The sequence below is a fragment of the Streptomyces sp. NPDC055189 genome (assembly GCF_053606765.1).
In genome coordinates this window covers 11,854-27,662 of record NZ_JBSGSG010000051.1, presented here as the reverse complement: position 1 = coordinate 27,662, position 15,809 = coordinate 11,854, and the positions used below count along the sequence as shown (strand labels likewise).

At 69.9% G+C, this 15,809-nt stretch carries 14 protein-coding genes; 5 read left to right on the top strand and 9 right to left on the bottom strand.

Features of this window, described 5'->3' with window-relative positions; all coding sequences use genetic code 11:
• Positions 1-81: 81 nt before the first annotated feature.
• On the top strand, positions 82-927 hold the full coding sequence (locus ACWFR3_RS29380; RefSeq protein WP_453737667.1) for a helix-turn-helix domain-containing protein: 846 nt from the start codon (positions 82-84) through the stop codon (positions 925-927).
• Entirely contained in the window at positions 927-1,124 is a 198-nt protein-coding gene (locus ACWFR3_RS29375) for a DUF397 domain-containing protein (RefSeq protein ID WP_453737666.1), read from the top strand. Before ACWFR3_RS29380 ends, ACWFR3_RS29375 begins: the two co-directional genes overlap by 1 nt.
• Positions 1,125-1,295: 171 nt before the next feature.
• Here ACWFR3_RS29375 and ACWFR3_RS29370 read toward each other — a convergent pair whose 3' ends face one another.
• A complete protein-coding gene (locus tag ACWFR3_RS29370; RefSeq protein WP_453737665.1) occupies positions 1,296-2,552 on the bottom strand; it encodes an FAD-dependent oxidoreductase in 1,257 nt (418 codons plus the stop codon).
• A gap of 209 nt (positions 2,553-2,761) precedes the next feature.
• Here ACWFR3_RS29370 and ACWFR3_RS29365 point away from each other — a divergent pair, with 209 nt between their 5' ends.
• Positions 2,762-3,064 carry a hypothetical protein gene (locus ACWFR3_RS29365; protein WP_453737664.1) on the top strand — a complete coding sequence of 101 codons (303 nt, stop codon included), beginning with the start codon at positions 2,762-2,764 and terminating at the stop codon, positions 3,062-3,064.
• A gap of 75 nt (positions 3,065-3,139) precedes the next feature.
• Here the strand turns inward: ACWFR3_RS29365 and ACWFR3_RS29360 are convergent, their stop codons facing one another.
• The 4 genes from ACWFR3_RS29360 to ACWFR3_RS29345 form a co-directional block, all read right to left on the bottom strand.
• Positions 3,140-3,715 carry a hypothetical protein gene (locus ACWFR3_RS29360; protein WP_453737663.1) on the bottom strand — a complete coding sequence of 192 codons (576 nt, stop codon included), beginning with the start codon at positions 3,713-3,715 and terminating at the stop codon, positions 3,140-3,142.
• A gap of 115 nt (positions 3,716-3,830) precedes the next feature.
• A complete protein-coding gene (locus ACWFR3_RS29355; protein WP_453737662.1) occupies positions 3,831-4,838 on the bottom strand; it encodes a GlxA family transcriptional regulator in 1,008 nt (335 codons plus the stop codon).
• Positions 4,839-4,894: 56 nt separating this feature from the next.
• Positions 4,895-6,379, bottom strand: a complete 1,485-nt coding sequence (locus ACWFR3_RS29350) for an MFS transporter (RefSeq protein WP_453737661.1) — start codon at positions 6,377-6,379, stop codon at positions 4,895-4,897.
• Between the two features lie 186 nt (positions 6,380-6,565).
• The gene (locus ACWFR3_RS29345; RefSeq protein WP_453737660.1) at positions 6,566-7,777 is read right to left on the bottom strand and encodes a DUF445 domain-containing protein; all 1,212 of its coding nucleotides are present in this window, start codon (positions 7,775-7,777) and stop codon (positions 6,566-6,568) included.
• Positions 7,778-8,234: 457 nt separating this feature from the next.
• On the opposite strand from ACWFR3_RS29345, the gene ACWFR3_RS29340 reads away from it, so the two are divergent.
• The gene (locus ACWFR3_RS29340; RefSeq protein ID WP_453737659.1) at positions 8,235-9,554 is read left to right on the top strand and encodes an SGNH/GDSL hydrolase family protein; all 1,320 of its coding nucleotides are present in this window, start codon (positions 8,235-8,237) and stop codon (positions 9,552-9,554) included.
• An 89-nt stretch (positions 9,555-9,643) separates the two neighbouring features.
• On the opposite strand, the gene ACWFR3_RS29335 is transcribed toward ACWFR3_RS29340, so the two are convergent.
• From ACWFR3_RS29335 to ACWFR3_RS29320, 4 genes are read right to left on the bottom strand one after another with little or no spacing between them, the layout of a single operon-like run.
• The gene (locus ACWFR3_RS29335; protein ID WP_453737658.1) at positions 9,644-10,366 is read right to left on the bottom strand and encodes a DUF1707 SHOCT-like domain-containing protein; all 723 of its coding nucleotides are present in this window, start codon (positions 10,364-10,366) and stop codon (positions 9,644-9,646) included.
• A 9-nt stretch (positions 10,367-10,375) separates the two neighbouring features.
• Positions 10,376-11,350: an ABC transporter ATP-binding protein gene (locus tag ACWFR3_RS29330; protein WP_453737657.1), complete on the bottom strand. Its 975-nt coding sequence runs from the start codon at positions 11,348-11,350 to the stop codon at positions 10,376-10,378.
• Between the two features lie 6 nt (positions 11,351-11,356).
• On the bottom strand, positions 11,357-12,190 hold the full coding sequence (locus ACWFR3_RS29325) for an ABC transporter permease (protein WP_453737656.1): 834 nt from the start codon (positions 12,188-12,190) through the stop codon (positions 11,357-11,359).
• A 22-nt stretch (positions 12,191-12,212) separates the two neighbouring features.
• Complete coding sequence (locus ACWFR3_RS29320; protein WP_453737655.1) at positions 12,213-13,034, bottom strand: ABC transporter permease; 822 nt, start codon at positions 13,032-13,034, stop codon at positions 12,213-12,215.
• Between the two features lie 219 nt (positions 13,035-13,253).
• Here ACWFR3_RS29320 and ACWFR3_RS29315 point away from each other — a divergent pair, with 219 nt between their 5' ends.
• Complete coding sequence (locus ACWFR3_RS29315) at positions 13,254-15,803, top strand: transglycosylase domain-containing protein (protein WP_453737654.1); 2,550 nt, start codon at positions 13,254-13,256, stop codon at positions 15,801-15,803.
• The last annotated feature ends 6 nt before the right edge of the window (positions 15,804-15,809 follow it).

Here is a 15,809-nt window from a genome sequence, read left to right as displayed (position 1 = left end):
CGCACGCCCCTGGTCGTGCGCCCTTGCTCCGTCACTGAAGCCGGGGCACTCTCGGACCGATCAACAAGAGAGGCCGGAAACATGGCAGTTGGGCCGACCACCCGCCGACGTCAGCTCGGCGCCGACCTTCGCCGACTGCGCGAGCGCAAGGGGCTCACGCTGGAGGACGCCGGCGCACGCGTGGGTATCTCCAAGGCCACCCTCAGCCGCTACGAGACCAAAGAGGGCACGGTCAAGTGGCCGACCGTGGATGCCCTTTGCCGGGAGTACGACGCCGACGAGGATGTGCGTACAGCCCTGGTCGAACTCGCCAAGGGCGCACGGATTCAAGGGTGGTGGCGCTCGCTGGCCGACCCCGTCCCCGAGTCCATGAACCTCATGCTGACCCTTGAGGACGAAGTGGTTCGCGAGGACCACTACGCGTGCATGTACATCCCCGGCCTGTTCCAGACCAGGGCGTATGCCGAAGCCGTGCACAGGGCGTCAGAGATGGGCTGCTCGGACCGCGAGGTGCAGCACATGGTCGACATTCGCATGAAGCGGCAGGAGCTTCTCCAACGATCAGAGCCACCGCACATCTGGGCCATCATCGACGAAGCCGCCGTCCACCGCGTCGTCGGCGGGCCCCACGTCATGCGTGAGCAAATCCAACACCTCTTGGAACTGGCGGACGCTCCGCACGTGACCGTGCAGATACTGCCGTTCTCGACCGGGGCGCATGCCGCAGCAGTTGGCAGCTTTGCTCTCCTGCGAGGTCAGAGCCAGGACCTGGACGTCGTCTACGTGGACCTCCTCGGCGGCGGACTCTTCATGGAGAAGCCGAAGGAACTGGAGCGGTACAAGTTGGCGTTCGATTACCTTCGTGCACAGGCCCTTGATCTGCCATCATCCAGCAAAACCATTCGCCGAATCCTCGCGGAGCTGTGATGGACGCCCGACGCTCTCCCCACTGGTTCAAGTCCTCCTACAGCGGGGGCTCCGGAACAGAGTGCGTCGAGGTGGCACTGGGTGAGCACAAGGTCCTGGTACGCGACTCGAAGCGCACCACCCCGGATCGGCTTACTGTCCAGCCGAACACCTGGGCCGAGTTCGTCGCATCCATAGAAGACATACCGCGCCCCTGACCCGCCAGACCCGACTGGCAAGACCGGCTCAGGGTGCATGGGCGGACGGGGCATGGGGACACACGCGGCGGATCCCGTGAATCCCGCGGATTGCAAGAAAGTCCCGCGATACAAGCGGCACGACGGTCGTGGCGTGGGACTTTTCTGCATTTCACCTTCCGGTGGAGGTCTCTACTCCACCCGCTCATCCCAGTCGATCGGGTGGTCGAACTGCCACGCCCCCCACACCGCTCCCCCGGCCCCGCCCACCTTCGTCGCCATCGGGAGGAGTGCGTCGCGGAGGGCTCGGCTCAGGGGGCCCGCCGGCTTGGGGGTGGCTGTGCGGGCTGCTGCGGAGGTGGCCGTGGGGGTGGCTGTTGTGTGTTTCAGGATGCGGTCGACTCGGGGGCGGCGTAGGGATTCGTATGCCTTGAAGGCCTTGCCGGGGGGCAAGTCTCGTAGGCAGCGCGCCAGTTGTACTGCGCTCTCCGAGGCCAGGGACGCGCCCTGGCCCGATGTGGGAGGCGTGGCGTGGGCCGCGTCTCCGATCAGGGTCATTCGGCCCCGGCTCCATGTGCCGAGGGGAGGCATCGTTTCTGTTGGGCCCGTGATGATGACGTCCTCCGGGGACGTCGCCGCCACCAGGTCCGGTGCCGGCGTGCGGTCGTCCGTGAAGGTCTCTGCCAAGCGCCTCAGCCACTCCACCGCGCCCACCGCCTGCGCCTCCGCCCACGTCATCGGCTCCCGGTGCGGCAGGTTCACCGTCCAGACCGCCGACGCGTCGTCCAGGATCTGGTAGGCGAAGTAGGCCTTCTTTCCGTAGCACATGTACAACACCCCCTCCGTTGAAGGGAGTTCCGTCTTGCGTACGTGTGCCGTGAACGTCAGCATTCCCGCGTAGTGCGGCTTCGGCGTTGACGGGTCGATCAAGGTGCGCACCGTCGAGCGCAAGCCGTCCGCGCCGATCAGTACGTCCGCCTTCGCCAGTGAGCCGTCCGAGAAGCGGGCCGTCACCCCCGTGCCCGTGTCCGTCGCGTCCAGCAGGCGCTTGCCCCGCTGGATGGGGATTCCGCGGCTCGTCGCCTCCGCCGCCAGCGCCTCGTGCAACTCCGTGCGCCAGACGAAGCGCGTGGTGGGGAGGTGGTCGGGTGGGGCTAGTTGGGCCAGGTGCCTGCCCGTCCAGCTGCGCAGGCCCAGGGCCGTCACCGGGGTGCCGATGGCGCGGACCGTCTCCGCCGCGTCGATCGTTTCCAGCGCCTGCTGGCCGTTCGGGGCGATCGTCATGCCGCCGGCCGAGGCGGGCTTCCCCGTCGAGGTCTCCGTGTCGTACGCCTCGTAGACCGTTGCCTCTATGCCCGCCTTGTGCAGGGCCATCGCCGCCACCGGGCCGGCGATGCCACCCCCGATGACCAGGGCGGTTCGGGTGCGGGCAGTGGTTCGCGCGGTCATCTCTACTATCGGTCCCTCGTCGGCGGCGCTTTCGCACGCGCCGCTCAGGCGCAGCGCACACCCTCACCAACCTACGTGGCGCAGACCCCCTCGCCGCAAGGCTTTCCCGGCGCGTTAGCCTCGGGCCGAAGGCGCATTGAGGGCGCATGAGGGCGTATCGGTGGAAGCCGTGGCGTGAGCCGGGGCGGAGCCGTGGAAGCGAGGCAGTCGTGGCGAAGGTACCGGCAGCAGCAGTGGCCGCCAGTGGGCTCGTCGGAGGGTTCGCCGTCGCCCGGTGGACCAAGAAGCGGCCTCTTGGTGGAGTCGTACTCGCCGCTGCGGGAGCCGCTGCCGCTCAGCAGTGGCGGCAGAACGCGGGGCCGAAGACCGCTGCCGCGCTCAGCGCCGCTTACGTCGCCGCCTTCGCCGGGTCGCATCCGCTCGCCAAGAAGGTCGGGGCCTGGCCCGCGGTCTTCGGGGTCGCGGGGGGCGTGGGACTTGCCTCTTGGGCCCTCGCCGATCGGCGTCGGTAGCAGCGTCGGCATCGATGTCGGTGACGTGGAGTCGCGTGGCGTCGGCCCCGCGCCACCCGCCGGATCAGGCCCCGCTCAGAGCTGGCCCTCACTGTCCCTGAACAGCCGCGCGAACCCCGCAACCGCGAGCACCCCCGCCCCCATCACCAGCGCGAACAGGCCCCACACCAGCGGCAGCGGCAGTATCGACGCGTCCGGCTGCGGGTGGCTGTCGAAGGAGACGTACAGCAGCGTCGCCGGTGGGCCCGCCACGAGCAGCAGCGCCAGGACGAGGCGGTCGCGGAAGCCGAAGTAGGCCGCGAGGGCCAGCATCGTGAGTGCCAGGACGGTGACTCCGAGCGGCGTCACGGGTGACGTCTCGTTGATCGCGCCCGGCGTCTCGGCGCGGTTGCGCAGGTCCCAGGGGAGGCAGAGGAGGTACGCCGCTGTCGCGAGGCCCGCTCCCAGCAGCCGCGTCACCCAGCGCCGCAGGGGCGGGCTGCCCGGCAGGGACGTCAGCAGGTTCCGCGGATGTATGGGGCTCCGTTCGTGGCGCGGGCTCATGCGCAGGCCTATGCCCCGCGGGCTCATGCGCAGGCCTATGCCCCGCGGGCTCACGCGCCCGGCCCGCTGCCCCACGCGCCCGCTCATGTTCATCGACTTTGCCGTCATGCGTACAGAGCCTGCCGACCCGGCCGGGGGGCGCGACAGAGTACGCGTACTCAGACCGGCAGAGGAAAGGGGCACGGACGCGATCGCCTCGCGCGCCCCACCCCTCACCCACGCCTCACCCCTTCGTCCCCCTGAACGTCATCCGGTACGCGCCCGGCGACACCCCGAGCCCCGCCTGGAAGTGCTGCCTCAGCGACGCGCCCGTGCCGAAGCCCGCCTCCGCGGCGATGCGGTCGACCGTGCGGTCCGTCTCCTCCAGGAGTTCGCGGGCCCGGTCCACGCGGCGCTGGGTCAGCCACTGCATCGGCGTCAGGCCCGTCTCCTCGCGGAAGCGGCGGCTGAAGGTGCGGATGCTCATGGACTCCTGCCCGGCCAGCTCCGCCAGCGTCAGGGGCTCCCCCAAACGCTCCTGCGCCCACTGCCTGGCCCGGCCCGTCGACGTCAGTTGCGGCTGCGCCACCGGGCGGCGGATGTACTGGGCCTGGCCGCCCTCGCGGTGCGGGGGTACGACGGTGCGGCGGGCCACCTCCGCCGCGACCGCCGCGCCGTGGTCGCCGCGGATCATGTGCAGGCAGAGGTCGATGCCTGCCGCCTCGCCCGCCGAGGTGAGGACCGGGCCCTCGTCCACGTACAGGACGTCCGGGTCGACCGTCACCGCCGGGAAAGTGCGGGCGAAGAGGTCCGCCGACAGCCAGTGCGTCGTCGCCCTGCGGCCGTCCAGGAGCCCCGCCGCCGCAAGGACGAACGCGCCGGTGCAGATGGAGGCGATACGAGCGCGGGCGCAGGTCGCGGATTCGAGCGTCCTCGCGAGAGCGGGCGGCAGCTCGCCCGGCGCCAGCGACTCGTCCTGCTCGTGCGAGGCCGGGACGATGACCGTGTCCGCTGCTGCCACCGTCTCGGGTCCGTGTTCGGCGAAGACGGGGAAGTCGGCGTCCGTACGGATTCTGCCGGGGGTCAGGGCGCAGGTCGTCAGTTCGTAGAGGCGCGCGCCCTGCGGCGAGCGTGCGTTGCCGAACAGTTGGTGGACCAGGCCCAGTTCCATGGGCAGCACGCCGTCCCGTACGAGGACGGCCACCCGGTGGGCGCCTGCCTGCCCGCCGCCCACGACTCCCTCTCCGCTCATGCCCGGATCTTCGCATCCGGCTCCGGCGGCTGCCGGGCAACCAACCTGCTCCAAACCTAAGAAGCCTTCGCCTCCGACAACGGCCTCGCGATGTCCTCAAGGGACTGCTGCTCGGCCTTCACCGCGAACGCCGCCGCGACCAGGCCCGCCGCGCACATCAGGCCCGCGCCGATCTGGAAGGCGAGCACCGTGTCGCCGACCACGCCCGACTCCGTGAGCTTGGCGAAGATCAGCGGGCCGCTGATGCCGCCGGCCGCCGTACCGATGGCGTAGAAGAAGGCGATCGCCATGGCACGGGTCTCCATGGGGAAGATCTCGGAGACCGTCAGATAGGCGCTGCTCGCGCCCGCCGAAGCGAAGAACAGGACCACGCACCAGCAGGCCGTGAGCGTCGTCGCGCTCAGCGAGCCCCGGTCGAACAGCCAGGCCGTACCGAAGAGCAGGACACCCGAGACGATGTACGTCGACGAAATCATGATCCGGCGGCCGACCGTGTCGAAGAGCTTGCCGAGGAAGAGCGGGCCGAGGAAATTGCCCGCCGCGATGACGGCGAAGTAGTAGCCCGTGCTGCCCGAGGGGACGTCGAAGAACTTGGTGAGGATCGCGCCGAAGCCGAAGGTGATCGCGTTGTAGAGGAACGCCTGGCCTACGAAGAGGGACAGGCCGAGGACGGCGCGCTTGGGATAGTCGCGGAAGACCGTCTTCGCGATGAGACCGAAGCCGATGCTCTTGCGCTGGTGGATGGTGATCTCGGACTCCGGTGGCGGCAGGCGTTCGCCCTTCTCCTCCTCGATCTCCCGCTCCACCGACGTGACGAGCGCGTCCGCCTCCTCGCCCCGGCCGTGGATGAACTGCCAGCGCGGGCTCTCCGGGACGTGGCGGCGTACGAGCAGGATCACCAGGCCGAGTACGACGCCGAGGGCGAAGGTGAGCCGCCAGCCGAGGTCCTTGGGGAAGATGCTGGTGTTCAGCATGACGACGGAGAGCAGCGAACCGCCGATCGCACCCAGCCAGTAGCTGCCGTTGATGATCAGGTCGACCCGGCCGCGGTACTTGGACGGGATCAGCTCGTCGATCGCCGAGTTGATGGCCGCGTACTCGCCGCCGATGCCGAAACCGGTGAGGAACCGGAAGAGGAAGAACCACCAGGCGTCGAACGACAGTGCGGTGAGCGCGGTGGCGCCGAGGTACACCGCGAGGGTGACCATGAAGAGCTTTTTTCGGCCGAATTTATCCGTGAGGCGGCCGAAGAAGAGGGCTCCGGCGCAGGCTCCCGCCACGTACAGGGCCGCCGCGGTGCCGGTGACCTGGGCGGAGCTGATCGCGAGGCCGCTGCCTTCCTCGGAGAGGCGGCTCGCGATGTTGCCGACCGTGGTGACTTCGAGGCCGTCCAGGATCCAGACCGTGCCGAGGCCGATGACGATCATCCAGTGCCAGCGGGACCAGGGCAGCCGGTCGAGGCGGGCGGGGACGGCGGTGGTGACGGTGCCGGTCTCGTTCTCGCTACGCCCCCGGCCGGGCGTGGATGGCGACGCGGTCATGGCGGGCCGCTCCTTCCGCTGCTCCCACGTCGCCTGCTGCATCTCCCGCACCCGAGCGACGGCCCTCTCGGCGTCGGGAGAGCTACTCCAGAGTGCCCGGGAAAGGCGCCCTCACGCGCGCTGGAGCCGCCGCCGCGCGCTGGAGCCCCCGCCCGCGGGCACCCGCCCGTGAGGCCCCTACGCCCCCTACGCCCCCAGCAACCGCGAAACCGAATAGATCAGCAACCCCGCCAACGCCCCCACCACGGTGCCGTTGATCCGGATGAACTGCAGGTCACGCCCGATGTGCGCCTCGATCTTCTTCGACGTGTGCTCCGCGTCCCAGCCCGCGACCGTGTCGGTGATCAGGGAGGTGATCTCGTCCCGGTACGTCGTCACCACGTACACCGCGGCGCCCTCGACCCAGCCGTCGACCTTCTGCTGGAGCCGCCCGTCCGTCGCCATGCGCGCGCCAAGCGAGAGCAGCGCGGCCCGTACCCGCAGGCGCAGCTCGCTCTGCTCGTCCTCGGCGGCGGCCACGATCATCTGGCGTACGGCCGACCAGGCGGAGGCGATCAGGTCCTGCACCTCGCCCCGGCCCAGGACCTCGCGCTTGAGGCGCTCCACGCGCTCCCGGGTGTCCGAGTCGGACTGCAGGTCGGCGGCGAAGTCGGCCAGGAAGCGGTCGACGGCGCCGCGCGCGGGGTGCTCGGGCATGTCCCGCATCTCGGCGAGGAAGCGGAGCAGTTCCTTGTAGACCCGCTCGCCGACCTTCTTGTCGACGAACCGCGGGGTCCAGCCGGGCGCGCCGCCCTGCACCGCGTCCATGACGGACTCGTCGTGCAGCACCAGCCAGTCGTGGGCGCGTGCGCAGACCAGGTCGACGACCCGCTTGTGGCCGCCGTCCGCGACGACCTTCTCCAGCATCTTGCCGATGCCGGGAGCGATCTCCTGGGCGTCGGCGCGGCGCGTGATGGCCTCGCCGACGACCGCCTGTACGTCGGAGTCGCGCAGGACCGTCAGGGCGCCGCGAAGGGCCGTGGCGAGCTCGGCCGTCACCCGGTCGGCGTGATCGGGGTCCGCGAGCCAGGTGCCGAGCCGGTTTCCGATGCCGACGGCGCGCAGCCGCCCCCGTACGACATCGGATGAGAGAAAGTTCTCACCGACGAACTCGCCCAGGGATACGCCCAGTTGGTCCTTTTTGTTCGGGATGATCGCCGTGTGCGGGATGGGCAGGCCCAGCGGGTGGCGGAAGAGTGCCGTCACCGCGAACCAGTCGGCGAGCGCGCCGACCATGCCGGCCTCGGCCGCCGCCGCGACATAGCCCGCCCAGGCTCCGGCGCCGGAGTTCTGCGCCCATTTGGCGAGTACGTAGACGAGCGCGACGAAGACGAGCAGGCCCGTCGCGGTGATCTTCATCCGGCGGACGCCGCGCCGTTTCTCCTCGTCAGCGGGGCTGTACGTGAAGCCGCCGCCGGATACGGAACCGGAGCCTCCGCCGGAGCCGGAGCCGGAACCCCCGCCGGAACCGGACGCACGTCCGGGACCCGCGCCCGCCGGGACGTCGCTTGCCGGACGGGACTCGCGGGAATGCTGTCCCGAAGCAGCAGCATCGGCCGCACCCTCCGGGATTGATCGATTCGTACGTTCCACTCACTCCACCTGGCCCGTTTGCGTGGTTCGCGGCGTCCTCATCCGTATTGTCCCCGTCTCTCTGCGCCCCTTCCTGACCGACTCCTGGAACGGACCACAAGTTCCCGGCGTCTGAATGGTCGGAGGGGGGCAGTGTCGGCCGCCTCACGGCCCATGACGCATCATGGGGTGATCACATCGGAGCCTCGATCAGGCTCCCCCTGCTCGAGGAGACACAGCCCGCATGACCAAGCGTCACGGTTATGCCCTGCTTGCCGCGGTCCTCGCGGTAATAGTGGTGATTTCCGCCGCCATATATCTCGGTGTAAGCACCGACGACGGATCTCAGGACACCATCAGCGCGGGGCCCCGAGGCCCGCGCAACTCCGCCGCGCCCGCATCCGCGGGCACCTGGGTCGGCTCTTGGGCCGCATCCCCCGCGGCGGCCGAACCAAACACGCAGCGCAACGGCTTCGCGGGCAAGTCCATCCGCAACGTCGTGCACACCAGCGTCGGCGGCAACAGCGCCCGCATCACGCTGTCGAACCTGTACGGACAGCAGCCGCTGAGCATCACCCACGCCTCCATAGCGGTGGCCGTGGGTTCGAACAACCCGGCCGCCGCGCCGGGCACCCTGCGCCGCCTGAACTTCAACGGCAACACCTCCGTGGTGATCCCCGCGGGCCAGCAGGTGATGAGCGACGCGGTCCGGATGCGCGTGCCGCACGCCAGTGACCTCCTGGTGACGACGTACTCGCCGACCCCCTCGGGCCCGGTGACCTTCCACCCGCACGCCCGCCAGGTCAGCTACGTCGCCGAGGGCGACCGTACGGAAGACCCGAACGGCGCCGCGTACAACCAGCAGAGCACCTCCTGGCGTTACCTCTCGGCCGTGGACGTCCTGAGCAACGAGGCGGACGGCACCGTCGTCGTCTTCGGTGACTCGCTCACCGACGGCATCTCCTCGACCATGGGCGCCAACGCCCGGTGGACCGACACCCTCGCCACCCGCCTGCGCGACGAGTCGGGCGGTCCCCGCTACGGCGTCGTGAACGCGGGCATCAGCGGCAACCGCGTCCTCTCGGACGGGAACGGCTCGCCCGCGGACAACCCGAGCGGCCTCTCGCGCTTCGACCGCGACGTGCTCGACCGGTCGGGCGTCAAGGCCGTCGTCGTGGCGCTCGGCGTCAACGACATCCTGCGCAACCCGCACCAGAACAACCCCGACCGCATCGTGGAGGGCCTGCGGGAGCTGACCCGGCAGGCGCACACCCGCGGACTGCGGGTCGTCGGGGCCACCCTGATGCCGTTCGGCGGCCACCGGGGGTACGAGCCGGCCCTGGAGAACGTGCGCCAGGCGGTGAACGAGCAGATCCGCGACGGCAAGGTCTTCGACGAGTTCGTCGACTTCGACCGGGCGCTGCGCGATCCGTACGACCCGCGCAAGCTGCGCAGCCAGTACGACTCGGGTGACCATCTGCACCCGAGCGACGAGGGCTACCGCCGGATGGCGGAGACGTTCAACCTGACGCAGCTGAGGGGCTCCGCGGCCGCCGAGCTGTAGCCCCGCAGAGCCCGGTGACAGGGGCTCGGTCCGACGACTGAGCCCCGCCCCTGAGGTTCAAGCAGGAGCGCGCCTCTCAGCCCCGTCCCTCAGCCCCGCTCCTCGCGCTTGCGCATCTGGATCTCGCGCCGCTCCTCGCGCCTCTCAAGACGCTCGCGGCGCCGCTCCTCCTTCAGCCGGAGCTTCTCGGCCCGGCGGATCTTGCGCTCCACGCCGACGCCGCCCATCAGGGCGAAGCCCTTGACGACCACGCGGGGCGAGCCGGGGCTGCCCTCGCCGGTCGCCTTGTCGTCGAAGCCGCCCATGAAGCCGAAGCCCTTGACCACGACGGTCATCTCGGGCGGCACGGTGACCTGCATGCCGCCCATGAGGGTCCAGCAGCGGATCTCCACGTCGCGCTCCGTGAACCGCGCCTCGCGCAGGTCGATCTCGCCGCCGCCCCAGATCGCGATCCCGTCGAACTGCCGGCCGACCACCCAGCCGCCCTTGCGGCTGAAACCGCCCCAGAAGGCGAAGCCGAGCTTCGACGTCGGTTCGCCGCTCACCATCCGCTCGGACCAGTCGATGGCGGCGGGATCGTCGCTCACCGGGCCCTTCACCATGGACACCTTGGCGCCCACCGAGGGCAGGTCCCGCGTGATCGGCTCAAGCTCGCCGTACGTACGGGCCTTGTACGTCGCGTCCAGGCGCTCCTCGAACTCCTCCATGTCGAGACGGCCCTCGGCCACCGCGTCACGGAGTCGTTCGGCGACGCGCTCGCGGTCCGCGTCGGCGGCTCTGAGATCGGGGAGATGCGGCTGCTCGTCGGTCATACGAGCAGCCTACGAGGTCGTCTTGTCCGCGTACATCTTGGCGATGACCGCCTCGATGTCGGGTTCCCTGACCGAGAGATCGACCATCGGATACCGCTCGGCGACCCGGGCGACAAGCGGAGCTGCCGACTCCGCCGCGGGGAAGGCGAGCCACTGACGCGGGCCCTCCACCTTCACCACCCGCGCCGACTCCACCTCGATGGGCGGAAGTTCGCGCTCCAGGTCCACGACCAGGGTCCGCTCGCTCTCCCCCACCTCGTGCAGACCGGCAAGGGCGCCGTCGTACATCAGGCGGCCGTGGTCGATGACCATCACGCGCTTGCAGAGCTGCTCGATGTCGGTCAGGTCGTGCGTGGTGAGCAGGACCGTCGTGCCCGACTCCGCGTTCAAGTCCCGCAGGAATCCGCGCACTTTGGCCTTGCTGATCACGTCGAGGCCGATCGTCGGCTCGTCCAGGTAGAGCACCTCCGGATCATGGAGCAGCGCCGCGGCGATGTCCCCGCGCATCCGCTGGCCGAGCGAGAGCTGGCGCACCGGGACGTCCAACAGCTCGGCCAGCTCCAGGAGTTCGACGCAGCGGTCGAGGTTCTCCTTGAAGCGGGCGTCCGGGATCCGGTACATGCGGTGCATCAGGCGGTACGAGTCGATCAGCGGCAGGTCCCACCACAGGGTGGTGCGCTGGCCGAAGACCACGCCGATGCGCCGTGCCAGGCGGGTGCGCTCGCGGGAGGGGTCGATCCCGGCGACCCGCAGCCGGCCGCCGCTCGGCGTCAGGATGCCCGTCAGCATCTTGATCGTCGTCGACTTGCCCGCGCCGTTCGGCCCGATGTAGCCGACCATCTCGCCGCGCGGCACGGTGAAGCTGATGCCGTCGACGGCACGCACCTCGTGCTTCTCGCGCCGCATGAAGCCGGTCTTCTTGCGTACGTCGAAGACCTTCTCGACGCCGTCGAGTTCGATGAGGTCCGGTCCTGAAGGTTCCATGGCGGTTCAGCTCCCTGTGCTGCGGTACGAACGCAGGCCCGTGCGCCAGGCGAGGCCCGCGAGTGCGAGAAGGACGGCGGCCACGAGCGGCGGTGTGAACGCCGTCCACGCCGGCAGGTCGAGCGGATAGGGCCGCCCGAGGACGTACAGCGCCGGAATCCAGTTCACGAAGGCCAGCGGCAGGATGAAGGTGGCGCCGCGCACCAGGTCCTTGGCGAAGACGGTCGGCGGGAACTGGAGCAGCGTGGTGCCGCCGTACGTGAAGGCGTTCTGCACCTCGGCCGCGTCCTGCGCCAGGAACTGGAAGGCCGCGCCCGCCACGAACACGGCCGCGAAGATGCCCGCGCCGCACAGCAGCATCAGCGGGACCATCAGGACCTTCAGCGGGGTCCAGTCGATGTCCAGGACCACGAGCGAGTACGCGAGGACCAGCGCGCCCTGCGTCACGCGCCCGAGCCGGTGCAGGCCGAAGCGGTCGGCGGCGACCTGGGCGATCACCGGGGCGGGCCGCACCAGGAGCGTGTCGAGCGTGCCGTCGCGCACCCGCTTGCCGAGGCGGTCCATGGAGCCCAGGGCGAGGTCGGCGAATCCGAACGACGTGCAGGTGGCGCCGTAGAGGAAGGCGATCTCGGAGAGCGAGTAGCCGCCGAGCCGGTCCACCTGCGAGAACATCAGCAGGATCGCCACGAAGTCGAACGCCGTCACGGCAAGGTTCCCGAACGCGGTCATCACGAACGACAGGCGGTAGGCCATCAGGGAACGGATCCACATGCCGGAGATCAGCCGGTAGGCCCGAAGCCCTTCCCGCACCTGCGTGAGCCCGTGTCGCGCCCTCGCCATTGGGGCCCGTGCCTCCTTGTCGTCATCCACCCTGGACCACCACCCGTCGCGTGGCCACGGCCTGCAGCAGCCGCCCGGCCGTGAGCAGCGCCGCCGCCCAGCCGAGCTGGAAGGCGTACGTCCACAGCAGGTCCACGCCCGTGTGCTTGCCGAGGAACACGTCGGCGGGCACCTGGAGCAGCGCCGACCAGGGCAGCGCGCGGGCCAGCTCGCCGAGCGCCCCCGGAAAGACGTTCAGCGGCAGCAGCATCCCGGAGAAGAAGGTGCCCGCGAGCATCGCCACCTGGGTGGTGCCCGCGCCGTCCATCAGCCAGAACGCGGAGAGCGCCACCAGGAAGCGGATCGAGAAGCTCACCAGGGCGCCCAGGAACACGGCGAGCAGGAACGCGAGCCAGCGCCCCGGTTCGCTGGGCAGGGCCAGGTCGAAGACGAGGGCGCCGACCACCATCGGCACGACACCGCGCCCGAGCAGCTGGAACAGGGCCCGGCCCAGGTCGGTCGCCAGCCACCAGATCTGCAGGTCGGCGGGCCGGTAGAGGTCGACGGCGATGTCCCCGGTACGGATCCGCTCGATCAGCTCGCCCTCGAACCCGCCGCCCATCAGCGCCATCACCGTGAGCAGCGCCTGCCCCAGCCAGACGAACGTCAACGCCTGGGCCTGGTCGTATCCGCCGAGCCCCGGCCGCTCGTCCCACAGGGCGATGTAGGTGTAGGCGAGGATCAGTCCGAAGACGGTGTTGGTGAACACCCCCGCCAGGGTGGCCGTCCGGTAGGTCGCGTACCGCCTGAAGCCGCTTCGGGCGACGGCCGCGTATAAGCGGAACCGTCCTGTACGCACACGCATCCCCTTTAACGAGAGCTTTGACGAAAGCTTCGACGAGCTACGCCGAAAGCCGTGCCCGGTCCGGGCCAAAGGGACGGAGCCTAGTGCGGTCGTCACCGCTCGTGCCAGGCATTTTCGGCGCACGGCGCGTGCCTGGCAGGGAACGCATGAAGCGACAGTGTGCAATGGGTCGTACGAGGCGTACGTGACGTACGACGCGAACCGGGAGTTCCACGAGACATGAGCAGCAGCGACGAGCCACAGCAGCCGGGCGGCAAAGAGCCCGAGGGCTGGGCGCCCCGCGAACCCGTGGACCCCCCGGCCGGCACACCGGCCGCTCCCCCGTCCGGCACACCGGCGAACACGGCCGGAGCCCCGGACGGCGCCGCACAAGGCGCGACCGGCACCGACGGCGCCGACGGCACCGGCAAGAAGGGCAAGAAGAAGCGCCCCAAACGCAAGGGCTGGCGACGGATCTTCCCCACCTGGCGCATGGTGCTCGGCGGCTTCATCCTGCTGATCCTGCTCTGCGTCGGCGGCTTCGCCGCGGGCTACCTGATCGTCGACATCCCGGCGGCCAACACGGCGGCCACCGCGCAGAGCAACGTCTATCTCTACGCCGACGGCACCCAGCTGGCCCGCGACGGCGAGGTCAACCGCGAGAACGTACCGCTGAGCCAGATCCCCAAGGAGGTCCAGCACGCCGCGCTCGCCGCCGAGGACCGGGACTTCTACAGCGAGTCCGCGGTCGACCCCAAGGCGATGATCCGCGCCGCGTACAACACCGTCACCGGCAAGGGCAAGCAGTCCGGTTCGACCATCACCCAGCAGTTCGTGAAGAACTACTACCTCGGCCAGGAGCAGACGGTCACCCGCAAGGCCAAGGAATTCTTCATCTCCATCAAGCTGGACCGCGAGGTGAGCAAGGACGACATCCTCGCCGGGTACCTCAACACCAGCTACTTCGGACGCAACGCGTACGGCGTGCAGGCCGCGGCCCAGGCGTACTTCGGCAAGAACGTGAAGGATCTCAACACCTCGCAGGGCGCCTATCTGGCGACGCTCCTCAACTCCCCCAACGCGTACGACGTGGCGACCCACCCGGAGAACAAGCAGCGCGCCCTGGGCCGCTGGAACTACGTCCTGGACGGCATGGTCAAGGAGGGGTGGCTCAGCGCCTCCGAACGGGCGAAGGCCAAATTCCCCGCCCCGAAGGAGGCCAAGGGCGCGTCGGGCCTCTCCGGGCAGCGCGGCTATCTCGTGCAGGCCGTCGAGGACTATCTGACGTCCAACAAGATCGTCGACGAGGACACTCTGGCCAAGGGCGGCTACCGCATCACCACCACCCTCCAGAAGGACCGCCAGGACGCCTTCAAGACGGCCGTCGACGACCAGGTGATGTCCAAGGTCGACAAGAAGGCCCGCAAGGTCGACCGCAACGTGCGCGCGGGCGGCGCCTCGATCGACCCCAAGACCGGCAAGGTCGTCGCGATGTACGGCGGCATCGACTACACCAAGCAGTACGTCAACAACGCCACACGCCGCGACTACCAAGTGGGCTCCACCTTCAAGCCGTTCGTCTTCACCTCGGCCGTGGAGAACGGCTCGGTCACCCAGGACGGCCGCACGATCACCCCGAACACGATCTACGACGGCACCAACAAGCGCCCGGTGCAGGGCTGGGACGGCGGAACGTACGCCCCCGAGAACGAGGACGACGTCAACTACGGCGACATCACCGTCAGCACCGCCACCGACAAGTCCGTCAACTCGGTCTACGCGCAGATGGCCGTCGACGTCGGCTCGGACAAGGTCAAGGACACCGCGGTCGACCTCGGCGTCCCGTCGAGCACCCCCGACCTCACCGCGTCCCCGTCCATCGCGCTCGGCCCCTCCACGGCCTCCGTCCTGGACATGACGGAGGCGTACGCGACGCTCGCCAACCACGGCAAGCACCCCACGTACACGATGGTCGAGAAGGTCACCAAGGACGGCCAGGAGATCGAACTGCCGGAGCCGAAGACCGCGCAGGCCGTCAGCCGTGAGGCCGCCGACACCACCACGTCCATCCTGCAGAGCGTCGTCGACGGCGGCACCGGCACGGCCGCACAGGCCGCGGGCCGCCCGGCGGCGGGCAAGACCGGCACCGCGGAGGAGGACAAGGCGGCCTGGTTCGCGGGCTACACCCCCGAACTCGCCACGGTCGTCTCCGTGATGGGCCAGAACCCGGACACCGGCGCGCACACCCCGCTGTACGGGGCGCTCGGCCAGCCCCGCATCAACGGCGGCGCCTTCCCGGCCCAGATCTGGGCGCAGTTCACCAGGGAGGCCCTCCAGGACGAGCCGATCCAGGACTTCGACCTGGAGGTGGAGGAGGGCGCGGACGTACCGGAGCTCCCGGACCCCTCGGCCACCGAGGAGGACCCGGCGACCGGCGGCGCGGCCACCGGCGGCGAGACACCGGGCCTGGACGAGGGCCAGACCCAGGGCCAGGACCAGGGCCAGACCCAAGGCCAGGACCAGGGCCAGACCCAAGGCCAGGACCAGGGCCAGACGCAGGGCCAGGACCAGGGGCAGACCCAGGGCCCGACCACCGACGGCGGCGCCACCGTCGACGGCGGAGCGACCGACGGAGGCATCCCCACCGACCCGGGAGCCGCCCAGGGCGGCCAGACGGACGGCGGGGCCACCGCGGACGGCGGAACGGGCGTCGCCGAAGGCGCCGTGGGCGGCTTCCCGGACAACGGGGCGACCTACAGAAGACAGAGCAACGGCAGCCCGGCGTACTGAGAGCCC